This window comes from Pseudomonas sp. A125 (assembly GCF_055409485.1).
In genome coordinates this window covers 83691-105716 of record NZ_JBUZVP010000013.1, presented here as the reverse complement: position 1 = coordinate 105716, position 22026 = coordinate 83691, and the positions used below count along the sequence as shown (strand labels likewise).

The window sequence follows — 22026 nt, the reverse complement described above, 5'->3', positions numbered from 1 at the left end:
TCAGTGGATTAGCCTTTGTCGGGTCAACCACCGAAACCGAGGAACACCATGAGCAAGCCTGAATTTTCATCACACCCGGTTATGGCGACATCGCACGCGAAACCCTGCACTACGCCCAGGCCGTAAAAATCGGCAACCGCGTAGAAACCTCGGGCCAGGGCGGCTGGAACGACCAATTCCAGATTCCCGAAGCCCTTACCGACGAAATCGCCCTGGCCTTCCAGAACCTGGACCGCACCCTGGCGCAAGCCGGTGCCGGCTGGGAGCATGTGGTGCACGTCAACTCCTACCACGTGGGCGGTTTTCCTCCCGAGGTGAACGAGCAGATGGTCAAGTGGTACCGCCATTACATGCCCAATCACGCACCGATCTGGACCGAGTTGGGGGTGCAAGCCCTGGGGCTGCCGGCGATGCGCATTGAAATCCGCGTGACGGCAATTATTGCCTGACGCCGAACCGCTCGATCACCCAGTCGATAAACACCTTCAGCCGGGCATTCTGGTGTCGGTTCGGTGGGTAGATGATGTGCAACGGCGTGGCGGGCCGGGTCCAATCCGCCAACACCGGGACTAACTGGCCCGCCTCCACGTAGTAGTCCACGATGGACTTTAAATGCTGCCCGACGCCCAGGCCGGCGAGCAGCATTTCCTTGAGGCCATTGCCTTCGTTGGTAGAAAACGCGCAGTTGCCGACTTCATGACGGACCGCCCCCTTCTCGAAAATCAACGGCTCCGGCTTACCCGACCCGGCAAAGAAATATCCGATCTTGAGGTGGTTGTTTTCGAGGTCTTCGGGCGATACGGGCGCGCCCATGCGTTCCAGGTAACCGGGTGCCGCACAGGTGACGTACTCCAGGTCGGCAACCTTGCGGCCGATCATCGCCATGTCATCCAGTTTGCCAAGCCGCAGCACGCAATCCACACCCTCCCCCACAATATTGACGGCACGGTCGCTGATGCCCAGGGCAATGCTGATGTCGGGGTACTCACGATGAAAATCCACCAGCGCCGGGATCAACAGACAATTGGCAAAGGACGCCGGCGCATCCACTTTCAGGTGCCCACCGGGCTTGAGCTTCTGGCCGCGCAAGGCGTTATCCAGTTCATCCAGCTCGGCCACCAGGCACAGTGCGTGGGTGTAGTACTCCAACCCTTCCGGCGTCGCCGCCACCGCACGGGTGGTGCGATGCATCAGCTTGACGCCCAGGTGTTTCTCCAGGTCGGTGATGAGTTTGCTGACGGTGGAGCGCGGCAGTGCCAATTGGTCGGACGCGCGGCTGAAGGAGCCGGTTTCGACTACACGGACGAAGGCACGCATGGCGAGGAGTTGGTTCACTGTGATGTCCGACAAGGCAAGAGTGCCAAGTATTGTCTATAAGGCTGCACAATGGCGACAGCTATTCAGACAACAAAAAGCCCGGCATCTGGCCGGGCCTGCGGTGTAATGCAAGCATGCCGGGCGCTTGTCCGCCCATAAAAAACAGCCCTTTCCACTACCGATCCTGTTTGTCACAACGTTAGCCGCAGGCAAAAAAGTCATTGCACTAAATGGTAATAATATTTACGCGAGTGCCTTGTAGGAACGCTACGCCATCCAATGAACGCTCAGGCGAAGGACTTAACCTGTGCAAAAATTCAGATTTCGAAATGTAAAAAAGCGCTCTAATAGCGCCCTGTTGATTCAGCAACAAGATCCTGGAGTTCCCAATGCCCCATGAAGGCAACCTGTTACAAGCGGCGGTTGTATTCCTGTTCGCCGCCGTACTGACCGTGCCCTTGGCCAAGCGCCTGCAACTGGGCGCCGTGTTGGGTTACTTACTGGCCGGCGTAATCATCGGCCCGTCGGTGCTGGGCCTGGTGGGCAACCCGCAAAGTGTCAGCCAGTTTTCGGAACTTGGGGTGGTGTTGCTGCTGTTCATCATTGGCCTGGAGTTGTCGCCCAAGCGCTTGTGGGTGATGCGCAAGGCGGTGTTTGGGGTCGGCCTGGCGCAGGTATTGCTCACGGGCAGCGTGATCGGCGTGGTCGCACTGTTTGTGTTTGGCCAGTCGTGGAACAGCGCCATCGTGCTGGGCCTTGGCCTCGCGCTCTCCTCCACGGCCTTCGGCCTGCAAAGCCTGGCCGAGCGCAAGGAACTCAACCAACCCCACGGGCGCCTGGCCTTTGCGATCCTGCTGTTCCAGGACATCGCGGCGATCCCGCTGATCGCCATGGTGCCGCTGCTGGCCGGCAGCGATCACCCCACCACCACTTCCCAGGGCCTGCAGCACGGCCTGGAAGTGCTGGGCAGTATCGCCGTAGTGATCATCGGCGGGCGCTATCTGCTGCGGCCGGTGTTTCGCATCGTGGCCAAGACCGGGCTGCGGGAGGTCTCGACTGCCACCGCGTTATTGGTGGTGATCGGCACGGCCTGGCTGATGGAACTGGTGGGCGTGTCCATGGCGCTTGGCGCCTTCCTCGCCGGGCTGCTGCTGGCAGACTCCGAATACCGGCATGAACTCGAATCGCAGATCGAGCCGTTCAAGGGCCTGCTGCTGGGCCTGTTCTTTATCAGCGTGGGCATGGGTGCCAATATCAGCCTGTTGTTCAGTGCGCCGGTAATCGTGCTGGGCCTGACCTTACTGCTGATCGCCATCAAGTTACCGCTGCTGTTTTGCGTGGGTCGCCTGGCCGGTGACCTGAACCGTGAAAGCGCGCTGCGCCTGGGTGTGGTGCTGGCGGCCGGGGGCGAATTTGCCTTCGTGGTATTCAAGATCGGCCGCGACCAAGGGCTGTTCGAACCGCACCTCTACGACATCCTCGTGCTGACCATCACCCTGTCGATGGCCGTGACGCCGTTGCTGCTGTTGCTCTGCCCCAAGCTGTTCAAGGCCAAGGTCAAGCCGGTGGAAGTCCCCGAGGAATACCGCGCCATCGAAAGCGATTCGCCCCGGGTGGTGATCGCCGGGATGGGCCGTATGGGGCAGATCGTGGCGCGGATCCTGCGGGCGCAAAACATCTCGTTTATCGCCCTCGATACCTCGGTGGAGACCATCGAGCTGACCCGCAGCTTCGGTGGCATGCCGGTGTTCTACGGCGACCCCCAGCGCCCGGAAATCCTTCACGCGGCGAAAGTCGACCAGGCCGAGTTTTTCGTGATCGCCATGGACGACCCCGAAATCAACATCAAGACCGCCGAGCTGGTGCGCAGCCTCTACCCGCACATGAAGATCATCGCCCGCGCCCGTAACCGCCAACACGTGCACCGCCTGGTGGACCTTGATGCATCACCGGTGCGCGAGACGTTTTACTCCAGCCTGGAAATGAGCCGCCGCACCCTGGTGGGTCTTGGTTTGACCCAAGCCCAGGCCGACGCACGCATCAGCCGTTTCAAAAACCACGACCTGCAGTTGCTGGCGGCGCAACACGCCGTGTATGACGATGCGGCCAAGGTGATGCAGTCGGCCCAGGAAGCCCGGACCGAATTGGCGCGGCTGTTTGAGATGGACCGGCTCGAAGAAGAGTCCGACAAGGTGTAGGGACGGAGATGAACGATCTTGCGAATTTTCTGACAGAATACGGCGCAATTTCGTTCATCCCTGGAGAGCTTCATGGCCACCCTCAGCAAGACCGCAGCCCTCTTGGCCCTCGCGCTGGCTGCCGGCTTCGGCGCCAGCCAAGTCCTCGCCGCCAGCAAGCCTGCGGCGCAGAAAACCGCCACCCAGACCATCTCCACCCTGGACGGCAAGTTCAGCTTCAACCTGCCCAAGTCCTACCTGGCCGACCCACTCCCGGCCGGTGACGCCGAACACGGCACCGCAGGCGCCAACGGTACGATGTACAGCGACCAGGCCACCAAAAGCGTGATTTTTGTCGTCGAAAAACCGAGTGTCGCCGGCCTGATCAAGGACAACGACCCGCAGTTCCTCGACGGCGCTGTTGCGGACTTTGTCAAGGAGCAAAGCGCTGCCCTGCCGGACTTCAAGAAAGGCGCCGAGAAGAAGCTCACCGTCAAAAACCTCGCCCTGCGCCAGGTCGACAGCACCGCGACCATGGGCGGCGGCAAGACACTGAGCTCTACATTCCTCACCGGTTCCGGGAGCCACCAGTTGGTGGTACAGGCTATTTCCCGGGCGGATGATGAAGCCGGTCATGCGCTGTTGGTGAAACAGATTATTGGCGGTAAATAACCCGATTTACCTGACAATGAAAATCTAATGTGGGAACTGGCTTGCCTGCGATAGCGATTGACCAGTCACTGTTTTTGGCGACTGATACACCGCTATCGCAGGCAAGCCAGCTCCCACATTTTTATCGCATTCACATCGCCGGATTCAGCGCAGGCTGTTTTCCAGCCACTGCTTCAAGTCCTGTAATTCCGCCTCACCGACGGTATGAATCATCCCCGGGTAGCCGTGGAATTGCGGTGTGAGGCCAATCCCCTGCAACGCCTCGTTGGCCCGCGTTGCCGAGTAGTAGGGCAGCGCCTGGTCCAGTGTGCCGTGACCGATAAAAATCGCCAGTTTGCCCAGTCGCGCATCCGGCTTGAGCTCGGCCTTGAGCACCGGCAGCACGCTGCCACTCAACGCTGCAATCCCGCGCAGCATCTCGGGGTGCCGTAGTCCTACCTCGTACGACATGATCGCGCCCTGGCTGAAACCCACCAGGAATACCCGCTCGGGTTGTGTGTGGTACTTGGCGGTGGCCTGGGCGACGAAGGCTTCGATCAGCTTCGCGCTGCCCTGCAAATCGACGGTTTCGCCATCAAAATCGCCGTCGCCCGGCTTCTTGCGGAACCAGCGATAACCGCCGCCTTCCACCGGCATCGGTGCCCGCGCAGACAGGTAGGTCCAGGTCGACGGCAAGCGATCCTTGAGCCCGAACAAGTCGGCCTCGTCACTGCCATACCCATGCAGGAAGATCACCAATGGCTCGTTGCGCGCATCGCTTTGGGTTTGCTCCAGGTAAGGCAGCGGCAGGTCCGTGTGCAGTTCGGCTTCGGCATGGGCAGCGCTGGTAAACAGCGCCAATGAGAGGGCGATCAGTTTGAGCATGGGCATCAACCTTCAGGGTTTGCGCAACAAATAGGTATCCATGATCCAGCCATTGGCCTGGCGCGCCGCCTTGCGCACCCGTTCGATCTCTTCGGCCACTTCGGCAACCTTGCCGCTGATCAGGATTTCGTCCGGCGTACCCAGGTAGGCGCCCCAGTAGATATCCAGGTCCTGATCGGCCACGGTGCGGTAGGAGTCTTCAGCATCCAGCATGACAACCAGGGTGTCGGCATCACTTGCCTGCCCTGCCGCCAACCGGCGCCCGGTGGTAATTTCGATGGAGCGGCCAATGCGGTTCAACGGCACTTTGTGCTGGGCCGCCAGGGCCTGGACGCTGGTAATCCCGGGGATCACCTCAAATTCGAACGCGCAACTGCCACTGGCCAGGATCGCCTGCAGGATACGAATGGTGCTGTCGTACAGCGCCGGATCACCCCAGGCCAGGAAGGCGCCGACTTCGCCGTCGGCCATTTCTTCATTGATCATTCGCTCGAAGGTCTGTTGCTTGTCGCGGTTCAGGTCCTTCACGGCGGTGGTGTAGTCGATGTCACCGCGTACACGCTCGGGGCAATCGGCCTCGACAAAACGGTGGGCGTGATCGGTGATGTAGGTCGCGCAGATTTCCCGGCGCAGGTCGATCAACTTGTCCTTGCTCTGGCCCTTGTCCATCAGGAAAAACACGTCGGTGCGGTTGAGCGCCTTGACCGCCTGCATCGTGATGTAGTCGGGGTTGCCGGCGCCAATGCCGATGATCAGGATGCGTTTCATGGGAAAGTCTTCATGGGTGTTCTCGATGCGGGGAGCGGATTTTGCCATGTTCGGGGCGTCAGGCGTGAGTTTCCAGGCGCAGGCGCCAACGGCCGTTGAAGCGCAGTTCGGTGGATGACAGCGGCTCGACGTCAATCAGGTTGAACTGTGAGGGCGGGCATTGCATAACGTGCAACAGCGCCGCGCGGATGACAAACGGGTGGGTCACGGCCAGCACATGCCCCGGCGTTTGCTCAAGGGACTGCAACCACCGCCCTACCCGCTCACACAATTGCACCACCGATTCGCCACCGTGGGGCGCCGAGGCGCTGTCGGTCAACCAGGCCTGCAGCGCTTCGGGTTCAGCCTGCTGGACCTCATCAAGGGCCAGCCCTTGCCAACGGCCGAAATCGCAATCGCGCAGGGCGGTTTCAACCGCAGCATCGGCTGCAAACAGCATCGCCGTCTGCCGGGTACGCGCCTCTGGGCCGCAGAGCACCCGGGGCGCGCGCTTGAAGCGCGGCGCCTGGGACAACGCCGCGGGTTGCCAGTCCATTTCCACCGGCTCATCCAGCGCAAAGCGTGCCCGCTTCTGGGCACGGGTGCTGGCGTGGGAAACAAGGGTTAAACGGGTGGCCTGCATAACAAATCGCTCTGGTTTTAAGGTGCAGTCGGCGTAGACTCGGCAAGTTGTTTCAATATGTTTCAACCATTCTGCAACAGGAAGCCGGTTCAACGCCGGCGCGGTCGCGCCACTGTATTCGGCCTGATAGCCGTAAGCCAGACCCTGTTTCAGCCAACTCGCTATCCATTTCGGGACGCGTCATCCCTGGAGGTTCTCATGGCTTATACCGCTGCAACCGACTCCGACCTTTCAATACCGTCCATTCCCCTGGGCGAAATTCTGCCTTGGGCGATTTTCGGCGGCCTGCTGCTGTTGCTGGCGATTTACTTCGTCGGCGCCGAGCAAGGCGCAACCGCCGTATTCAAAGGCATGTACGTGCATGAGTTTGTGCACGACGGTCGTCACCTGCTGGGTTTCCCCTGCCATTGATTGGAGTGTGACGACATGACAGGGCATTTACTCGTTCGCGGGATGCTGGTGGGCTTGCTGGCCGGCATCCTGGCGTTCGGTTTCGCCAAGACCTTTGGTGAGCCGCAGATCGACAAGGCCATTGCCTTCGAAGATAAAATGGCACAGATGCACGGCGACGCGCCGGAAGAAGAACTGGTGAGCCGCGAAGTACAAAGTACCTTCGGCCTGTTCACCGGGGTGGTGGTGTACAGCGTCTCCCTGGGCGGCATCTTCGCGTTGGTGTTCGCGTACTCCCTGGGCCGCATCGGCAAGGTCGGCCCGCGTGGCCTGGCGGCGCTGCTGGCCTTGGCCGCGTTTGTGACGATCATCGTGGTGCCGGGGCTCAAGTACCCGGCCAACCCGCCTTCGGTGGGCGACCCGGCCACCATCGCACAACGCACCAAGCTGTTCTTCCTGATGCTGCTGGTGTCGGTGACAGCCGCAGTGATTGCGATCAACGCCGCACGCAAGTTGATTGCCAGCCGTGGCGTGTGGGCCGGCGCGATTCTGGGTGTGGCGCTGTACATCGTGATCGTGTCGGTGGCCGGCAGTTTGTTCCCGACCATCAATGAAGTGCCTGAGCAATTCTCGGCGGTGTTGCTGTGGAAATTCCGCGTGGCCTCGCTGGGGATTCAACTGGTGCTGTGGACCACTCTGGGCCTGGTGTTCGGCACCGTGGCCGAGCGCAAGTTGAGCCAGCCCCGCGCACGCCTCAACTCCTGATGGCACGCGTAGCCGCCGACGGACCGGCGGCTACCGGCATTCACACCCCCGGCCGCGCCAGGTAAAACACCTCGTATCCACTGCCCGGATGGCTCGCATCCAATGCCTGGCCCGACAAGGTGATGCGCACCAGCTTCCACGCCTGCACATCCAGCGCCAGAAACACGGCAAAGTTATCGCGGCTGTCTGCGATCCGCTGATTACGCGCTTTTTCTGCGACCAGTATGTGCGCCCGGTCGGCCCCCGGCGCCAGTGCCCACTCTTCCCGATACAGGCTCAAGGCGTTTTGCGCCGGGCCTCGCTGCAGATCCAGCGGTAACCAGGACTCAATGTGTGGCTGGCCAAAACTGTCCAACACCTTCTGAAAACGTTCGCCGAGTAAAAAGTCTGCGGCCTGCAGCGGATCGGACCACAGATAAACCGACGCATACAGGTTGCCCACGCCCGGCCCCTGCCCTTGCTCCTGGGCGATAAACGCCTTGAACAGCAAACCCTCGGCGTGATCCCACTGCGGCCCCAACCTGGCGGCGCGCTCACGGATCACCTCCATCGGGTAATCGGCTGGCAAGCGGTGTGAATACTGTTTGGCAAACATCATGGCGCTCCTGTTCAGATGAGTGGCCAGCTTGCGCAGCGGGCATGATTTCAGCAAGATATCACCCGATATAAGTGTGATAAGGATTCGAAATGACCGACGCACTCAAACCGCTGGATATCGACACCGTGCAGGCTTTTGTTCTGGTGGCCGATTTCGCCAGTTTCACCCGAGCGGCCCAGGCCCTGGACACGTCACAGGCGGCCATCAGCCTCAAGCTCAAGCGCCTCGAAGAGCGCCTCGGCTACCGCCTGCTGGTGCGCACGCCGAGGCATGTGCGGCTGTCGCCTCAGGGCGAGCAGTTCATCGTCGCCGCCCGTGCACTGCTCAACGCGCACGAACGCGCTTTGGGTGACATGGGCAACGGCGCGCCACGGCGGCTGGTGATCGGCATCAGCGACCACGTGGCCGGGCCAGACTTGCCGCTGTGGCTCAGTCGCCTCACGGCGTACGACCCGCTGGTGATCCTGGAGGTACGGATTGCCTCGTCGCGGGACCTGGTCACAGCGTTCGACCGCAATGAACTGGACGCGGTAATCGTGCGCAACGAGGGCGACCGCCAGGACGGTGAGGTGTTGGTGGTTGAGGGCTTTGGCTGGTTCGCCGCACCGACCTGGCAGCACACCCCGGGCACACCGCTGCGCATGGCAACCATGGCCTCGCCCTGCGGCGTGCGCCAACTCGCGGTGCGGGCGCTGGACGAGGCGCGTATTGATTGGACTGAAGTGTTCGTGGGCGGCGGCGTCATGGCAGTGGGCGCGGCGGTCAGCGCCGGCCTGGGCGTGGCGGCGCTGGCCCGGCGAGTGGCGCCGGCAGGCGCGGTGGACGTCAGCGAACAGTACGGGTTGCCGACGTTGCCCGTCAGTGAAATCGTGCTGCACAGCCGGATCAGTGATGGCCGCTCCCGCGAAACGTTGCGGGCCTTGAGTGCAACCTTCAGAGGGGTTCTGGAGCGCCAGGGTGCATCTGGGCGTACCGTCCCCGCACAAACCGCTCCAGCTCATCACCCGGTATTGCCTTGCTGAAATACCAGCCCTGAATGATCAACTCCGAGCCCGACTGAAAAAACGCAAGCTGCTCGGCGGTCTCAACCCCCTCGACCACTACGCCAAGGTTGAGCGCCTCGCAAAACCGCAACATCCCGGTCAACACCTGGGCGCCCTTTGGGTCATGCTGGGCCACCACAAAACTGCGATCGATCTTGATGAAATCCACCGGGAACTGGTGCAAATAACTCAGCGCCGAAAACCCGGTTCCAAAGTCGTCGATATACACCTTGGCACCAATCGCCTGCAGCTTCTCGATCATCTGCCGCGTGCCCTGTATATCCCCCACCAACGCATCCTCGGTGATCTCCACCGACACCTGCCCGTGGGCCTGGGCCAGTATCTCCACCAGCCGGTCGCCATACGCCGGGGTCGTCAGCGTGGCGCTGGAAATATTGATCGTCATCGGCAACGTAAACCCGACCTTCTGCCACCTCTGGTATTGCCGCACGGCCTGGGATGCCACCCACACATCCACGTCGGGCATCAACCTGGCATGGGCCAACCATTGCAGGAACTCCCAGGGCGAATGCACCGTGCCCTCGGCATCCCGTGCGCGCATCAACGCTTCACAACCGGTGCACAGCCCGGTCAGGGTAGAAACCTGCGGCTGGAATTCCAGGTAAAACTCATAGTCGCTGATCTGCTGGATATGGCTTAACTCACTGGTCTGGCGCGCCTGGGCTTTATGGGACGCCATCACCGGGTCCAGTTCCAGCAAGCGACCCTTTTCTTCCAGGCCGCGAAAGGTCATGTCCAGCGACTTCAAATACACCGTGCCGCCTTCCGTGGCCTGGCGGTTGATCGCTCGCACATAGGGCGCATAAATCAGCGTGCCCACCCCCAGCAACACCACCTGCAGCAGCACCGCCGCGAGGTCACCGTGGGTACTCAAATAGGCGTTGAGCAACACCGGCGCGGTAAACGGCACACTGACCACCGCCGGCGACACCCAGCCAATCTGCACCACCGTCAGCGCCAGCATCGCGTTGAACGCCGGCACCAGCAGAAAGGGAATGAACAGACGCGGATTGAGGATAATCGGCAAGCCAAACAACAGCACTTCGCTGACATTGAACAGGGATAGCGGCAGGCTGGCCATCGCCACCAGGCGCATGGACTTGCTCTTGGAACACAGCAGGATCGCCGTCAGCAGGCACAACGCACCACCCGAGCCGCCGATAAACGCGAAACTGCCCAGCAAGCCGCCGTTCAGCAAATATTTGACCGGTTCGCCCGCGGCCATCGCCGCGTTGTTAAGCACAACGGCTTGGTCCAACACGTCAAACAACGGCTGCATGGCGTACACACCATGGATGCCAAAAAACCACAGCAGCGAATTCATCAGCGTCACAAACAGGCCACTGCCATAGGGCGTCTCCAGTGCATCAAGCACTTGCGGCCCCTGAAGCTGCGCCACCTGCGGAACCTGCAACAGCAACGACAACACGAGCACCAGCACGAGCGCCGTGATCGCCCCCGGCACTACCATATTGATGGTGCCCTTGAGGTTGTGTCCCACCAGGTCTTCGTTGATCAACCGGGTCCAGCGACGCCGGTGCAGCCAGCCAATGGCGGGCACATTGATCAGCGGCGAGGCAATGGCGATGAACAACACGAAGGTCGCCGACGCCCGGGGAAAATCGCGCAGCACAAACGTTGCGATCACCACATGGGCCAGGCACAGGAACGCCACCGGCAGTTGTGGCAGGCGGTGCTGGATCGCGAGCATGTAACCGATGGAGGCGGCGACCAGCAACGGAATTACCGAGCTGATCTGGTTGTGCAACCCCGCGAGGAAGGCCACCACCTGCGGGGCGAAACCCAGCACACGGGCGCATTCGGACAGAATCAGGAAACCCGCCGACACCAGCAGGCATGGCAGGATCCACAGCAGCCCCTCGCGTATGGCCCGCAATGACTCGGTACTGGCCAGGGCCGCCAGCCGCTGGGTGAAGAAAAGCTTGAACAGCGTTTGCGCCATCACCTGTCCCTCTGCACATCGCGCTCGATCCCTGGTGCCAGGGGTCGCAAAATAACACCTGGCCGTAGCCCTTACCGCCGGGGGTAACGCTACACGTCCTGCTACCGCGAGCGAAAGGCTTTTGCAGCCACGGGCGCAATTATTCAGAATCACCGTGTGGGCCTGCTGCTTGTCGATTGGTTCGGGTTGGCCCATCCTTTGGCGCACTTGTTGTCGTAAAAAGCGACGCTCTCTTCGAACGGACTCGACCGATGCTGCGATTCTCCCCCCTGATGGCCTGTGCGCTGCTTGGCCTGGCCAGCCCATTGGCCAGTGCCGCCGGCGCAACGTTCCCGGATGCCCAAGCCAGCGACCCGGCCACGTTACAGTGGATGGTCGGCGCGCCGCCGCCGGCAGACCGCACCCTGCGCTTTGAAGACGGTAGCTATTTCCGCTTCCCGGCCATGCGCTGGAGTGTCGCCAACTTTCGCCAACTAATGCCCACGGTGAACGTCTCCCGAGGCCTGGGTGCGCCGTTGGTACTGCCGCGCAAACTTGATCAGGGACTCGATGCAATCTCTGTGCAACCCGTGGGTGCCACCCAGCCACTGACCTGGCGCCAGACCCTGGACGCCACCTACACCGATGGCATCGTGGTGATGCATCGCGGCACGGTGGTGTATGAGCGTTACTTCGGGGTGCTCAAGGACGACGGGCAACACGCGGCCATGTCGGTTACCAAGTCGGTGATCGGCACCCTCGGCGCGATGCTGGTGGCCGATGGCACGCTCGACCCACAGAAAAAGATCGTCGACTACGTGCCCGAACTCGGCCGCGCAGCCTTCGGCAGCGCCACCCTGCGCCAAGTGCTGGACATGACCACGGCCCTGGACTACAGCGAAGATTATGCCGACCCAACAGCCGAAGTCTGGGCCCACGCCCAAGCGGGCAACCCGCTGCCCAAACCCAAGGATTACACCGGGCCGCGCAGCTACTACGAATTCCTGCAAACCGTAAAACAACAGGGCGAACATGGTCGTGCCTTCGGCTACAAGACCGTCAACACCGACGTACTGGGCTGGGTGATCGCCCGCGCGACCGGGCGCAACGTCGCACAACTGCTCAGCGAACGCATCTGGAGCCGGCTCGGCACCGAACAGGACGCCTACTTCACCGTCGACTCCGTCGGCACACCGTTCGCCGGTGGCGGCCTGAACACCGGGCTGCGCGACCTTGCCCGGTTTGCTGAAATGCTGCGCAACGGCGGCCGTTTCAACGACCAGCAGATCGTGCCTGAAAGCGTGGTGACGGATATTCGCCAAGGCGGCGACAAACAGGCATTCGCCCAGGCTGGCTACAACCAGTTGAAGGGCTGGAGCTATCGCAGCATGTGGTGGGTGACCCACAATCCCGACGGTGCGTTCATGGCGCGTGGGGTACATGGCCAGAGCATCTACATCGACCCCAAGGCTGAAATGGTGATCGTGCGTTACGCCTCCCATCCTGTGGCGGGCAATGCGGCCAATGATGGCGTGACGTTGCCGGCGTATGCGGCGATGGCGGCCTTTTTAATCAACAAACAAGACTGACACGTGGAGTAAACCTTTGTCCCAACCCGGCGAAAACCACCAGCGAGCCCTGGACAGATTCCTGAGCGAGCACCCGGCCCTGGCCGCAGAGCTGAATACATTGAACCCCCTGGCCGCCCAGGCCAAGGGTGAAACACTCGAGCAGTACCGCGCCGAGCGCCTGCATGAAGCCTTCGAGGCCGAAGCCGAGCAGCAGGGCCTGTTTGCGTGGGAACTGACGCTTAAATTGACGGCGCAGTCCCCGGAGGAATTCGAGGCCAAACGCCTTGAGGTGCACAGGGAAGTGGCACAAATGGCCGGCCTGAGTTGGGTGGAATATTGTCAGTTGCATGATTTTCCGGGTTAGAACCAGCGGTTCAAGCCCTGGCGGGTATCGCTGAATACCTCATGTAATTCATCAAGGGTGATGGTCCTGCGTTCAGGGTCGATCGCCATAGCCGTGCGCAGTGCCGGCCAACAACGGCGGGGCAATTGCCGCGGCCGGGGCGGCCTCCCACCGGGTTGGCGTCGTCCATGTGCCAGTTCGTAAAGCACACACGCCACTGCGTACAGCTCGGCGCTGGCCGAAAGCGAACCGCCGGCCAGCAACTCCGGCGCGGCGTACGCCGGGGTCCAGGCATTGAAACGACTGCGATTCAACGCCGCCGTACCCGCGCCAACCGGCCCTGAAACCTGGCCCAAACCAAAATCAAACAGGCGCACCCCGTCATCGCCCACCATGACATTGCCGGGTTTTACATCGCCATGCAGCACACCCTGCTGATGGCTATGGCGCAGGGCGTCCAGCAATTGCACAGCGATCCATTGCAACTCCCGCCACGGCAAGCCGCAGGGGCACTCCAGCAGCAGCCGATCCAGGGGCATGCCCTGCAGCAGTTCCATGGTGAAGAAAGCGAGCTGGCTGGGAGCGTCCACGTCAAACGAAAACACACGTACCACCTGTTCATGCCGAAGGGTGCGTGTCAGGGCGAACTCGCTGTAGAGCAATACATGGGCGTCGGCACACTCGCGAATGGCTTCACCCGCCACCTTGATCGCCACGCTGGAACGTGGCTCGCCAAACTGTTCGTGCAAAAGGTCCCGCGCGCGATAGACCACGCCCATGCCGCCCGCACCCAATACGCGCTCGATACGGTATCGCCCGGCCAACAAGGCAGGTGTCACATCGCGCGGCGGGGTTGCCAGCGCCTTGGCAAAGGCAAAGCGGGTCACAGCAGCACTGGACGCCGCGTCATCGCTCATGACTGCACCACCACAGCAGTCAGGTTGTCGCGGGCGGCACCGCGCAATACACCTGCGAACAGTCGATCCAGGACACACCGAGGCTCCCCCAGGCTCAAGGCGTCTCCCATTTCGCCATGGGTAAGCGCCTGGTACAGGCCATCGCTGCACAACAGAAAGACGTCCCCCGCCAACGTCTTGAGTTCCAATACTTGCGGAGTCAACGGGGCCCTGGAGCCAATGGCGCGTGTCAGCGCCCGTGCCTCTGGATGAGCCCTGGCCTGGGCGAGGCTCACCCGCTGATCAATCAATTGCTCAAACAGCGAATGGTCCCGCGACAGCTGGTACAACGTCTGCCCGCGCCACAGGTAGCAACGACTGTCACCCGCCCAGACACAAGCGGCGCGATCGCCCTCAAGCAGCAACGCCACGACGGTGCTCCCCATTGTGCAGCCGGCTCCATGGCTGGCCAACGTCAGCTCCTCGCCCAGCCGCCGGTTGAGCCATTGCAGGCAACGGCGAGTCGCCTCGATACGCTCGTCCAGGCAGCCCTGGCCAGGCAGCAACGCCAGGCTATCGACCACCAGTTGGCTGGCAATATCCCCCGCCTGATGCCCGCCCATCCCGTCTGCCACGGCCCAGTAACCTTTGCGGGGGCAATTGAGAAAGGCATCCTCGTTGCGCAAGCGGACCTTTCCACGGTCCGTACGGCCAGCGCTATGCCAGCGATCGAGAGGTTGGCTCACAACTGCTCCGGCAGGCGGAAGGTTCGCCACTGCGCTATCTGGAACGGGTTGGGTGTGCGCCGGCTGGTCAGCAGGTAGTTGGCGCGCAAGCCCGCAAGGTCGGCCTTGAGGATCAGCACATCCTGCCCGCTGGAGGGTTCGCTTTGCATCAGGTCGAACAAACGGAACATCGACCAGGCCCCGGCATTTTTCTCAAGCCCCAACGCCCGCTCGCCGCCCCGTTCCAGCACCAGACTGCTGCGACCATTTTCAGCCTCGATTGGCCATTGCATAGCCATGGGCACAATCGGCCCGTGCCGGTACTCCATCTGCTGCCCACCCAGGCGCAAGACCGCACGACTCACTGCCGAGTCGAGGCTGTAGGGTGCGAGCGTAAACCGAACCTGCAAGTCACCCGATTCATCTGCAAAAAAGCCGCGCCGGATCAGTTGCACCTTCGCTTGCTGGTCGAGCAATGCCCGGGACATCGGCAAGCTGCGGCCATCCAGGCTGCGCAGCCGGTAGCGACCGCCGTCACCGCTGACAAACGGCCTCAAGTAGCTGTCAAAAAAACGCGCCATCACCCCATCTGTCTTGAAGAACTCCTGAAAGTCGTTGAGGGAAACGTCGCTGCTCGCGTGGGCATTGAACGGAAAACGTTGCTTGATTGCCTTGGCGTAAAAACCATACACCTCGCTCTGATAACGCTGGTTTACATGACGATAGGCTTGCTCGAGCAGGCGGCGCCAATGTTCATCGGCCAGGCTTTCAAACCAGCCCGCCAGTGGCAGCGGCAGGCGTGCAGCAACATTACGCAGGTTACCCAGCGCATCCTGCTGACCCTGGATTCGCCGCTTTACCATCTCAAAGGCGGCCGGCTCCGGCGAGCCTTCACGATTCAAGGTCGCCAATTGCAGGTGCAGATCGTTGAGTACCTGCAGCACCTGGGTCAACTCGGTGCCCGGGTTCTGCTGGGCGTCCAGCAACTGATGCAGGGGCTCGAAGCGACGTTGCATTGCACGTCGGGCCGTGTCGGGCAACATGCTGGCCAAGGTGCCTCGAACACCGACGGTGGCGGTCTGCGCTACCTGCCCCCACTCTGCCGCAGGGCCTGGCAGTTTGGCAGTAAGGTCATCCAGGCGTTCATTGGCCGATGGCAGGCGCGTGTTGTCACGAACCTGCTGCAGCAACTGCAACAACGGTGATTGGGCTGACGTCAAGCTGGCGAGCTGCTCGGCGCCTTTCCTGGAGTTATCAATCTCGCGCAGGCGAATCCGGCCAATCGCCTCGCCCCAGGCATTGGCATACTCGCTAAAGTAGCGTTGCTCGAGTTCTACCATCAATCGTTGCAGGTCCATGGTGCTCAGGTCGGAGCCTTCACCCAACACCCAATTGTCCTGGACTATGGTGTTTACCAGACGCGCGCCCTGCTCCTCGAAATGGCGCAGGTAGTTGCGGGTATAGAAACCTGGAATGGAGGGGTCGCCACTCGCAAATACCTGCCCCTGCGCAAGGCGCAAAGGTTCAAGGCCACGGGCTTGTTCGCGCAGCACGCGGTACACCACATCGACCAGCGACTCGCCCCGCAATACATGGCGCGCATGGGCCACCAAATCGTCATTGAGCGGCTGCACGAACGGCTGTTCAAGCAATCGCGCGAAATGTTCATTCAAGCGACTTTGCACAGAAGGCTCACCGGCAAACCGTAGAGACCAATGCCCCGCCATCCGCTCGCGCAACCAGCCGACATCCCGGCGCTCGCGCAGGTTAAGCATCAGGTACGCACGAAGATTGTCCAGCAGCCGCTCGCGGTCTTCCAGGCTGCTGCGAACCTGCTCTTGCAGCGCCTCACTGACCTGGGACAGCAGCAACTGGCCCAGGGCCTGCTCGTAGGCCTGTTCCAGCACCGGGCGGCTGAGAGTGCCTTGATACAACCCCACACGTTCAAGCAGGCTGGCCTCGCCCTCTGCTGGGAACACCCGCGTGGCCGCCAGGCGGCTGTCCAGCAGCGGCAGGAGCGCCAGGGTAGCGTCCGAGCCTGGCAGCATGGGCGCAGGCTGTCGCATCAGGTTCTGGACTTGCTCCAGGCGCTGGTGATTGGAAGAGTAGCTGTGGGTCCAAAGCCAGCCCGCCGCCCCGACCACCACGAGTGCGCTCAGGGTCAGCAAACCCTGGCGCCAGCGAATCCGCCGGCGCTCCAGATCATCAAGGCCCGCCAGATCGGCTTGTGCCAGAATCACCCGGCTAAACAAGCCCTGGATAAAGTGCGAGCGCGGTTCAAGCGCCTGCGGATCACCTTGCGCACTGGTGAAGTAGAAACCACGAAATCCATTGGCCCGCTGATAACGCGGGCCGCAGAACGCAACGTCGATGTACAGGCTCAGGCGCTCGCCAATTCGGGCCGCCTGGTGAGGAAAGTCGAGCATTCGGCCGCGCAAGTCGCTGTTGCGCTCCTGGTGCAGGCGCTGCACAAGTTCACCGCTCAAGCGCTGAAGCAGCGCCTCAAACGCCTGGCGTACCTGGGCAACTTCAAGGCCGCCCTTGCCTGGGGCGATATATTCGCCAAGCACCGCGTCATTCCCCTCTCCCAGCGGACGGTCGAAGAACTCGGCAAATCCATGCAAACGGTCGGCCTGGGTCACTACCAGGTAAATCGGCAGGTCTACGTGCAACGTCTGTTGAATTTCCTGCAGTCGACTCTGGACTGCCAGCGCATCACTTTCCAGATCACGCTCGTTGCCGTGGAGCAATGTCTCCATCGACAGGGCCACCACCACACCATTGAGCGGGCGTGCGCGGTGCCGTGCCTTGAGCAGCCCCAACAGCCGCGACCAACCCGCGCCATCCACCAGGCCGTCAGGCTGGGTGAGGTAGCGGCCAGCCGTATCAAGCAACACGCCGTCTTCGGCGAAATGCCAATCACAACAGCGCGTGCCACCGCCGCCGGTCGTCGCCTTCGGCTCGTCCCGGTCCTGAAGCAGTTGCAAACCACTGGCTGCCAACATTCGCGACTTGCCGCTACCGGCCTTGCCAATCAGCACGTACCACGGCAAAGCATTGCGCCAACGCGTGCTTCGTTCGCCATAAATCCCCGAGTTCTTCAGGGTGTGCAGGGCGTCCTTGAAACGGCCGCGCAGATACCGCTGCTCGTTTTCCACCCGCCCTTTGCGCGGACGCCGCTCAACAGGGTCAACGGTTCCTTGCCGGACGATGCTGCGCCAATTGGCATAGACCATTGCCAGGCCCCACGCCAAAAACAGACCGCTGATCGTTAACAAGCGCGCCGCCGCCGCTTGCCAGAATCGATAATCGTCGACGGCCAGCAAGGGCCCGACGAACCACACCACCATCGCGACCGCCAGTACCAGCAACAGGCTCCAGACCCAAATCCTGCCCAGCACGGCGCCCGCGCTCCTGAAGAATGCGCTCATGAGTTGCTCCCTGCGATTAGAGAGGCGTCCGGGAAAGATCCGGCGCCAATAGTTGATACGGTTGCAGCGCCGTCTCGCGCTGCTCGCCAAGTACCCAGGCAAACCCCGAATACAGGCCTACGAGGCAGGCCACGACAAACATCGCGATCCAGGATGCCGGCACCATCCTCAGCGACCTCTGGCGCTGTTGACTCGGCCTGGACGGCGGTGCACACGCGGGAGGAGGTTCACCGCGTACATGCCGGATCTGCCGGTAAAGTGCATCCCGAACCTGTTCAAGCTGCATCAACCCACGTTCCATGATCCGGTACTTGCCCTCAAACCCGAGTGACAGGCACAAGTACATCAACTCCAGCATCGCCAAGTGCTTGAAAGGGTCCCTCGACATTCGCTCAAGCAACTGGAAGAACTTTTCGCCGCCGAAGGTTTCATTGTGAAAGCTACTCAGCAGGCTCATCTTCGACCAATCGCTCTGGTTGCCCCATGGTGTTGTGACCACTGCCTCGTCGATCACACTGCACAGCACATACCGCGCCGCCATGACCTCGCTGCTTTGCGCGCCGTCATGCCGCGCCCGGGTCTCGAAAAGCGTGACCGCCGATGACAGCCGTTCGTTGAGTGCCCGCAGGCTTTCCTGAGCGGTACTGCGTTTGAGCCGAACCACCTCGGACAGCAACTCCCAGGCAGCCGCGACTAGATTATTCAGGCCAACGTTGAAGTGCTCCGCGCCCTGCAATCGGGCGGCGTAAATCATCCGGTCGTCCAATTGTTCAAAACGCGGAGGCGATGCAAAGTCGGTTATCGGCCCCTGTGCCGGCCCTTGCCCCTGTCGGTCGAGCAGGACGGTTTTCTCGTCCTGCGGGTATTCCCTGTCCATGGTCTCAGTTCCTGATGGCCCAGAACTTCAGTTCCAGTTCGGCAAACTCGCCGCTGACGTGGAAGGCGAACCCTCCTGAATGCTTCAGTTGCTCGATGTCACGCGCACCGAGTTCGAGCAAGAAGTAGGTTTTTGCGGCATGAAACGGAATCTGCCGGGGAGCCACCGGCAGCGGCTTGATCTTGATGCCCGCCAAATGCAGGTTGACCAGTTCGCGAATCCGCTCTACCGGGCCAACCTTGAGGTGTGCCGGAAGCCGGTGGCGCAGCTCCTCGGAGTCACAATGGGCGCTGGCGGCCAGGACGAAGGTTGCTGAACCCAACAAGTTGAGATCACTTACCGGGCACACCAATACGCCGTACTGACGAGGCTGCAACACAAGCTCGACGGCATGCTGCTCAAGCACTCTCGACAGCAGGCTGCGAAGCGGCGCCATCAACTGTCGAAAGCTGGCGCCCTGGTCGCTGTGCCGGTACCGCTCCTCGAAATACGCACGCTTGCTGTCGCTGGCAAACGTTGCGAGTTCACCCAGGATCGACAGCAATGTTTGGTACAGGGCTTCCGGGCTGACCTGCCTCAGCCCCAGGTAATGACGCAACACCAGTTCGCTGCGGTTGATTAATTGCAACATCAGGAAGTCACCGACCTCCGCGCCCGCGGCGCTGCCGTTGGCGCGGATCCGCTCGGCGATGGCATCCCCCCGGCAAGCAAGCAGGCTGATCACCTCCTTGAGGCAAGACAGCAGGTAACCGGAGCCATGCAGGTGGATAAAGGTCGGGGTAAAGTCAGCATCCAGGCTGACGCCCTCCTCAGTGCAACCCAGCACTTGAGCGACCTTGAGTTTCACGTAGTACTGGTCGCTCTGTTGCTCGCCCAGCAGCAGGCGAAAATCCAGCTGCCCGCAAATTACCTGACGAGGAGAGTCTTCTCCGGCGTTGGAGTCACTGACCTCTACCTCAAGGGTCTTGTAGCGTGCCAGAACATCGACCTGCTCGGGTCGACGAGCTTCAACGCAGTGACGGGTGGCCAATGGCAACGCCAGGTAAACCGCCTGTTTTGCGGTATTGACCGGAACCTCCAGCACCAGCGATTCCGTGGCCCCGCCCAGCTCAAACAGGCTGCCATCGGGCAGTATTCCGCTGGCCTGGTTGACGACTACCTTGCCCATATTCAGGTATTGCACATCGATTTCCAGGGCCAGGAAACCCCAGGCATGACGGCACAACAACAGGGTTCGCCGCTTGAGTTGCTGATCGTGATAACGATCGTTTTGCTGAAAATGCTGGGGGCGCAGCAACATGCCTTCCTGCCAGATGACCTTTTGGCTGTGCATGTCAGTCGCCCGCCCTGGCTGAGTGTGGAGCTGCCAACCGAATACCGGCCTGATCAAGGACCAGTTCGGTATGCGTCAATTGCTGCGCAGTCACTGGCAACACGTAGCGCCATTGCGAGTGCGGCAAATCCCGGTAGGCCGCCAGCACGCCGAGGTAGCGACTGCCCGGTTCAAGGCTCAGTTTGAGCTTGGTCTGATCGCCGGGACGCAGCTCCAACTCCTCGAGGTTTACCAGGTCTTTGGGCAGGGCTTGCGCCCCATGGCTGTATAGGCTGAAAAAGTCTGCATGCTCAAATGCTACGGGGTGCCGAAGCTCCATCAGGTGCACCACGATTGGCGATGGCCGACCATGGAGGTCGGGGTTGACCCGCTCGCTGGCCGTCAGTGTCAGGTCCAGCTTGGTCAGCTTCGAAAACGGTGACAATGAGCAGCCACCCAGCAAACCCAGTACAGCGCACAACAATGCAACAGTGACTCGGGACATGATGGTCATCCTGGATAACGGTGAAGGGTTGAGACCAGACGAATCTGCTCCTCGTAGGCCTTGGTGAAGTCGCTGCCTAACAGGCGTTCACTCAACTGCTCGTCTTCGATCAGCGCTTGATAATGGCGCTGATACGCCCGCCAGCGGGCGCCACACCGAGGAATCAGCGGGGGCTTTGCCTGGCGCTCGAAGCACAGGAGCAAATGACCGGGGGCAAAGGCCGTCAGCGTCCCGCGTACTGCCGCACGACAGGCCGCCAGCAGCGCGACCTGGTGCGCCTGTATGTCCCGGTAGGCCCCTGCGACAACCCTCTCGGCGAACACTTGCCCCAACTGGTCGGTGCCCAACAGCAACCCCAGGGCCGTGCTGGCGTCGGCGCTGTCTTTAAGGGCATTGGAACCCTGGAGTGCCGTAAGGGTAAGTGGCAGTTTCAACTCTTGTTTAAGCTCGTTGCGGGTGCTCAGACACTGTTGCAACCCTTCAGTCATTTGCCTGAGCAATCCCGCAGCCTTGATCGCCAGAGCCTCTCTTGCCGGCTCATCAAGGGTGCCCAGGTCGATACCGAGTGCCTGCGCAAACCCCGACCAAAATGGCTCGCAGCCTGGGCTTTGAGGCAACGATTGCAGGGGTTGGGCAACCTCGCGCACAGGCTCCACCAGTTCGGGAACCGTCAGATGATCCCTGTCCACCGCTGCGTGGTCCGTCCACTGCAATGCCGCGTGGCTGGTCGTGGCCAGCGCGGCCAACTCCTGCGACTCGTCCCGGGTCTGCAGTTCGCTGGCCAGTGCCCGCACCGGATCCAGTTCGAGGAAGGCATCATCGGGAATCAGCGTGTGCAAGCCGTCCGGGGCCGGCCCCGTGGCCGGGTTGAGCAGCCGTGCGCGAATACTCACCGGCCCCAGTTGAAATACCGTGCCGTCCTCTATCGGGTGCCCCTGCCCTTCACGCAGACGCTCGCCGCTGCTGGCGACGCGGGTTCCATTACTGCTGATGTCGGCCAGGAAGTACCGGCCGTCACGGTAACTGACCACTGCGTGGCGACTGGAAAGCTGGCGGCTGCCGTCAGCAAGGATCCAGTCACAAGCGGCCCCCCGGCCTATGACGCCGCCCATGCCGTTGAAGGTCTTGCGCTGGTTCGGCACAGACTCTGGATGCCCCGCAGGGCACACCTCAAACACTAGTTGCAT

The 22026-nt window shown here is 61.5% G+C and carries 21 protein-coding genes; 8 read left to right on the top strand and 13 right to left on the bottom strand.

Annotated features, from left to right (window positions below; translation table 11 throughout):
- Nucleotides 1-62: 62 nt before the first annotated feature.
- Nucleotides 63-449 carry a RidA family protein gene (locus ACZRN6_RS18880; RefSeq protein WP_464008553.1) on the top strand — a complete coding sequence of 129 codons (387 nt, stop codon included), beginning with the start codon at nucleotides 63-65 and terminating at the stop codon, nucleotides 447-449.
- Here the strand turns inward: ACZRN6_RS18880 and ACZRN6_RS18875 are convergent.
- A complete protein-coding gene (locus ACZRN6_RS18875) occupies nucleotides 439-1335 on the bottom strand; it encodes a LysR family transcriptional regulator (RefSeq protein ID WP_464008502.1) in 897 nt (298 codons plus the stop codon). The genes ACZRN6_RS18880 and ACZRN6_RS18875 overlap by 11 nt on opposite strands.
- 371 nt (nucleotides 1336-1706) lie before the next feature.
- On the opposite strand from ACZRN6_RS18875, the gene ACZRN6_RS18870 reads away from it, so the two are divergent.
- Nucleotides 1707-3515 (top strand): monovalent cation:proton antiporter-2 (CPA2) family protein, encoded by a 1809-nt coding sequence (locus ACZRN6_RS18870; protein WP_322144734.1) that lies wholly within the window; start codon nucleotides 1707-1709, stop codon nucleotides 3513-3515.
- 72 nt (nucleotides 3516-3587) lie between these two features.
- Nucleotides 3588-4166 carry a DcrB/PsbP domain-containing protein gene (locus ACZRN6_RS18865; protein WP_464008501.1) on the top strand — a complete coding sequence of 193 codons (579 nt, stop codon included), beginning with the start codon at nucleotides 3588-3590 and terminating at the stop codon, nucleotides 4164-4166.
- Between the two features lie 144 nt (nucleotides 4167-4310).
- Here the strand turns inward: ACZRN6_RS18865 and ACZRN6_RS18860 are convergent, their stop codons facing one another.
- Genes ACZRN6_RS18860 through ACZRN6_RS18850 form a run of 3 tightly spaced genes read right to left on the bottom strand, consistent with a single transcriptional unit; the run spans nucleotide 4311 to nucleotide 6420 of the window.
- Nucleotides 4311-5030, bottom strand: a complete 720-nt coding sequence (locus ACZRN6_RS18860; protein WP_464008500.1) for an alpha/beta hydrolase — start codon at nucleotides 5028-5030, stop codon at nucleotides 4311-4313.
- Nucleotides 5031-5042: 12 nt separating this feature from the next.
- Nucleotides 5043-5798, bottom strand: a complete 756-nt coding sequence (gene cobF / locus ACZRN6_RS18855; protein WP_322144731.1) for a precorrin-6A synthase (deacetylating) — start codon at nucleotides 5796-5798, stop codon at nucleotides 5043-5045.
- Between the two features lie 58 nt (nucleotides 5799-5856).
- On the bottom strand, nucleotides 5857-6420 hold the full coding sequence (locus ACZRN6_RS18850; protein ID WP_464008499.1) for a histidine phosphatase family protein: 564 nt from the start codon (nucleotides 6418-6420) through the stop codon (nucleotides 5857-5859).
- A gap of 198 nt (nucleotides 6421-6618) precedes the next feature.
- On the opposite strand from ACZRN6_RS18850, the gene ACZRN6_RS18845 reads away from it, so the two are divergent.
- Both ACZRN6_RS18845 and ACZRN6_RS18840 read left to right on the top strand, forming a co-directional pair.
- Nucleotides 6619-6831, top strand: a complete 213-nt coding sequence (locus ACZRN6_RS18845) for a CbtB domain-containing protein (RefSeq protein ID WP_322144729.1) — start codon at nucleotides 6619-6621, stop codon at nucleotides 6829-6831.
- 15 nt (nucleotides 6832-6846) lie between these two features.
- Complete coding sequence (locus ACZRN6_RS18840) at nucleotides 6847-7575, top strand: CbtA family protein (RefSeq protein WP_464008498.1); 729 nt, start codon at nucleotides 6847-6849, stop codon at nucleotides 7573-7575.
- Nucleotides 7576-7615: 40 nt separating this feature from the next.
- Here the strand turns inward: ACZRN6_RS18840 and ACZRN6_RS18835 are convergent, their stop codons facing one another.
- Complete coding sequence (locus tag ACZRN6_RS18835; protein WP_322144727.1) at nucleotides 7616-8170, bottom strand: DUF4865 family protein; 555 nt, start codon at nucleotides 8168-8170, stop codon at nucleotides 7616-7618.
- A gap of 92 nt (nucleotides 8171-8262) precedes the next feature.
- On the opposite strand from ACZRN6_RS18835, the gene ACZRN6_RS18830 reads away from it, so the two are divergent.
- The gene (locus tag ACZRN6_RS18830; RefSeq protein ID WP_464008497.1) at nucleotides 8263-9195 is read left to right on the top strand and encodes a LysR family transcriptional regulator; all 933 of its coding nucleotides are present in this window, start codon (nucleotides 8263-8265) and stop codon (nucleotides 9193-9195) included.
- Here the strand turns inward: ACZRN6_RS18830 and ACZRN6_RS18825 are convergent.
- Nucleotides 9107-11200, bottom strand: coding sequence for a PTS sugar transporter subunit IIC/EAL domain-containing protein (locus tag ACZRN6_RS18825; RefSeq protein ID WP_464008496.1), 2094 nt, complete (start codon nucleotides 11198-11200; stop codon nucleotides 9107-9109). The genes ACZRN6_RS18830 and ACZRN6_RS18825 overlap by 89 nt on opposite strands.
- A gap of 251 nt (nucleotides 11201-11451) precedes the next feature.
- Between ACZRN6_RS18825 and ACZRN6_RS18820 the strand changes: the two genes are divergently transcribed.
- Both ACZRN6_RS18820 and ACZRN6_RS18815 read left to right on the top strand, forming a co-directional pair.
- Entirely contained in the window at nucleotides 11452-12768 is a 1317-nt protein-coding gene (locus ACZRN6_RS18820; protein ID WP_464008495.1) for a serine hydrolase domain-containing protein, read from the top strand.
- Nucleotides 12769-12784: 16 nt separating this feature from the next.
- The gene (locus ACZRN6_RS18815; RefSeq protein ID WP_322144723.1) at nucleotides 12785-13114 is read left to right on the top strand and encodes a DUF6388 family protein; all 330 of its coding nucleotides are present in this window, start codon (nucleotides 12785-12787) and stop codon (nucleotides 13112-13114) included.
- Here the strand turns inward: ACZRN6_RS18815 and ACZRN6_RS18810 are convergent.
- From ACZRN6_RS18810 to tagH, 7 genes are read right to left on the bottom strand one after another with little or no spacing between them, the layout of a single operon-like run.
- Nucleotides 13111-14010: a serine/threonine-protein kinase gene (locus ACZRN6_RS18810; protein WP_322144722.1), complete on the bottom strand. Its 900-nt coding sequence runs from the start codon at nucleotides 14008-14010 to the stop codon at nucleotides 13111-13113. The genes ACZRN6_RS18815 and ACZRN6_RS18810 overlap by 4 nt on opposite strands.
- Nucleotides 14007-14735 (bottom strand): PP2C family protein-serine/threonine phosphatase, encoded by a 729-nt coding sequence (locus tag ACZRN6_RS18805; RefSeq protein ID WP_322144721.1) that lies wholly within the window; start codon nucleotides 14733-14735, stop codon nucleotides 14007-14009. Before ACZRN6_RS18805 ends, ACZRN6_RS18810 begins: the two co-directional genes overlap by 4 nt.
- Nucleotides 14732-18145, bottom strand: a complete 3414-nt coding sequence (gene tssM / locus ACZRN6_RS18800) for a type VI secretion system membrane subunit TssM (RefSeq protein ID WP_464008494.1) — start codon at nucleotides 18143-18145, stop codon at nucleotides 14732-14734. The genes ACZRN6_RS18805 and tssM overlap by 4 nt, the downstream gene beginning before the upstream one ends.
- 16 nt (nucleotides 18146-18161) lie before the next feature.
- Nucleotides 18162-19022: a type IVB secretion system protein IcmH/DotU gene (gene icmH / locus ACZRN6_RS18795; protein ID WP_464008493.1), complete on the bottom strand. Its 861-nt coding sequence runs from the start codon at nucleotides 19020-19022 to the stop codon at nucleotides 18162-18164.
- Nucleotides 19023-19026: 4 nt separating this feature from the next.
- Nucleotides 19027-20355, bottom strand: coding sequence for a type VI secretion system baseplate subunit TssK (gene tssK, locus ACZRN6_RS18790; RefSeq protein ID WP_322144718.1), 1329 nt, complete (start codon nucleotides 20353-20355; stop codon nucleotides 19027-19029).
- A gap of 1 nt (nucleotide 20356) precedes the next feature.
- Nucleotides 20357-20839 carry a type VI secretion system lipoprotein TssJ gene (gene tssJ / locus ACZRN6_RS18785; protein ID WP_464008492.1) on the bottom strand — a complete coding sequence of 161 codons (483 nt, stop codon included), beginning with the start codon at nucleotides 20837-20839 and terminating at the stop codon, nucleotides 20357-20359.
- A 5-nt stretch (nucleotides 20840-20844) separates the two neighbouring features.
- The gene (gene tagH, locus ACZRN6_RS18780) at nucleotides 20845-22026 is read right to left on the bottom strand and encodes a type VI secretion system-associated FHA domain protein TagH (RefSeq protein ID WP_464008491.1); all 1182 of its coding nucleotides are present in this window, start codon (nucleotides 22024-22026) and stop codon (nucleotides 20845-20847) included.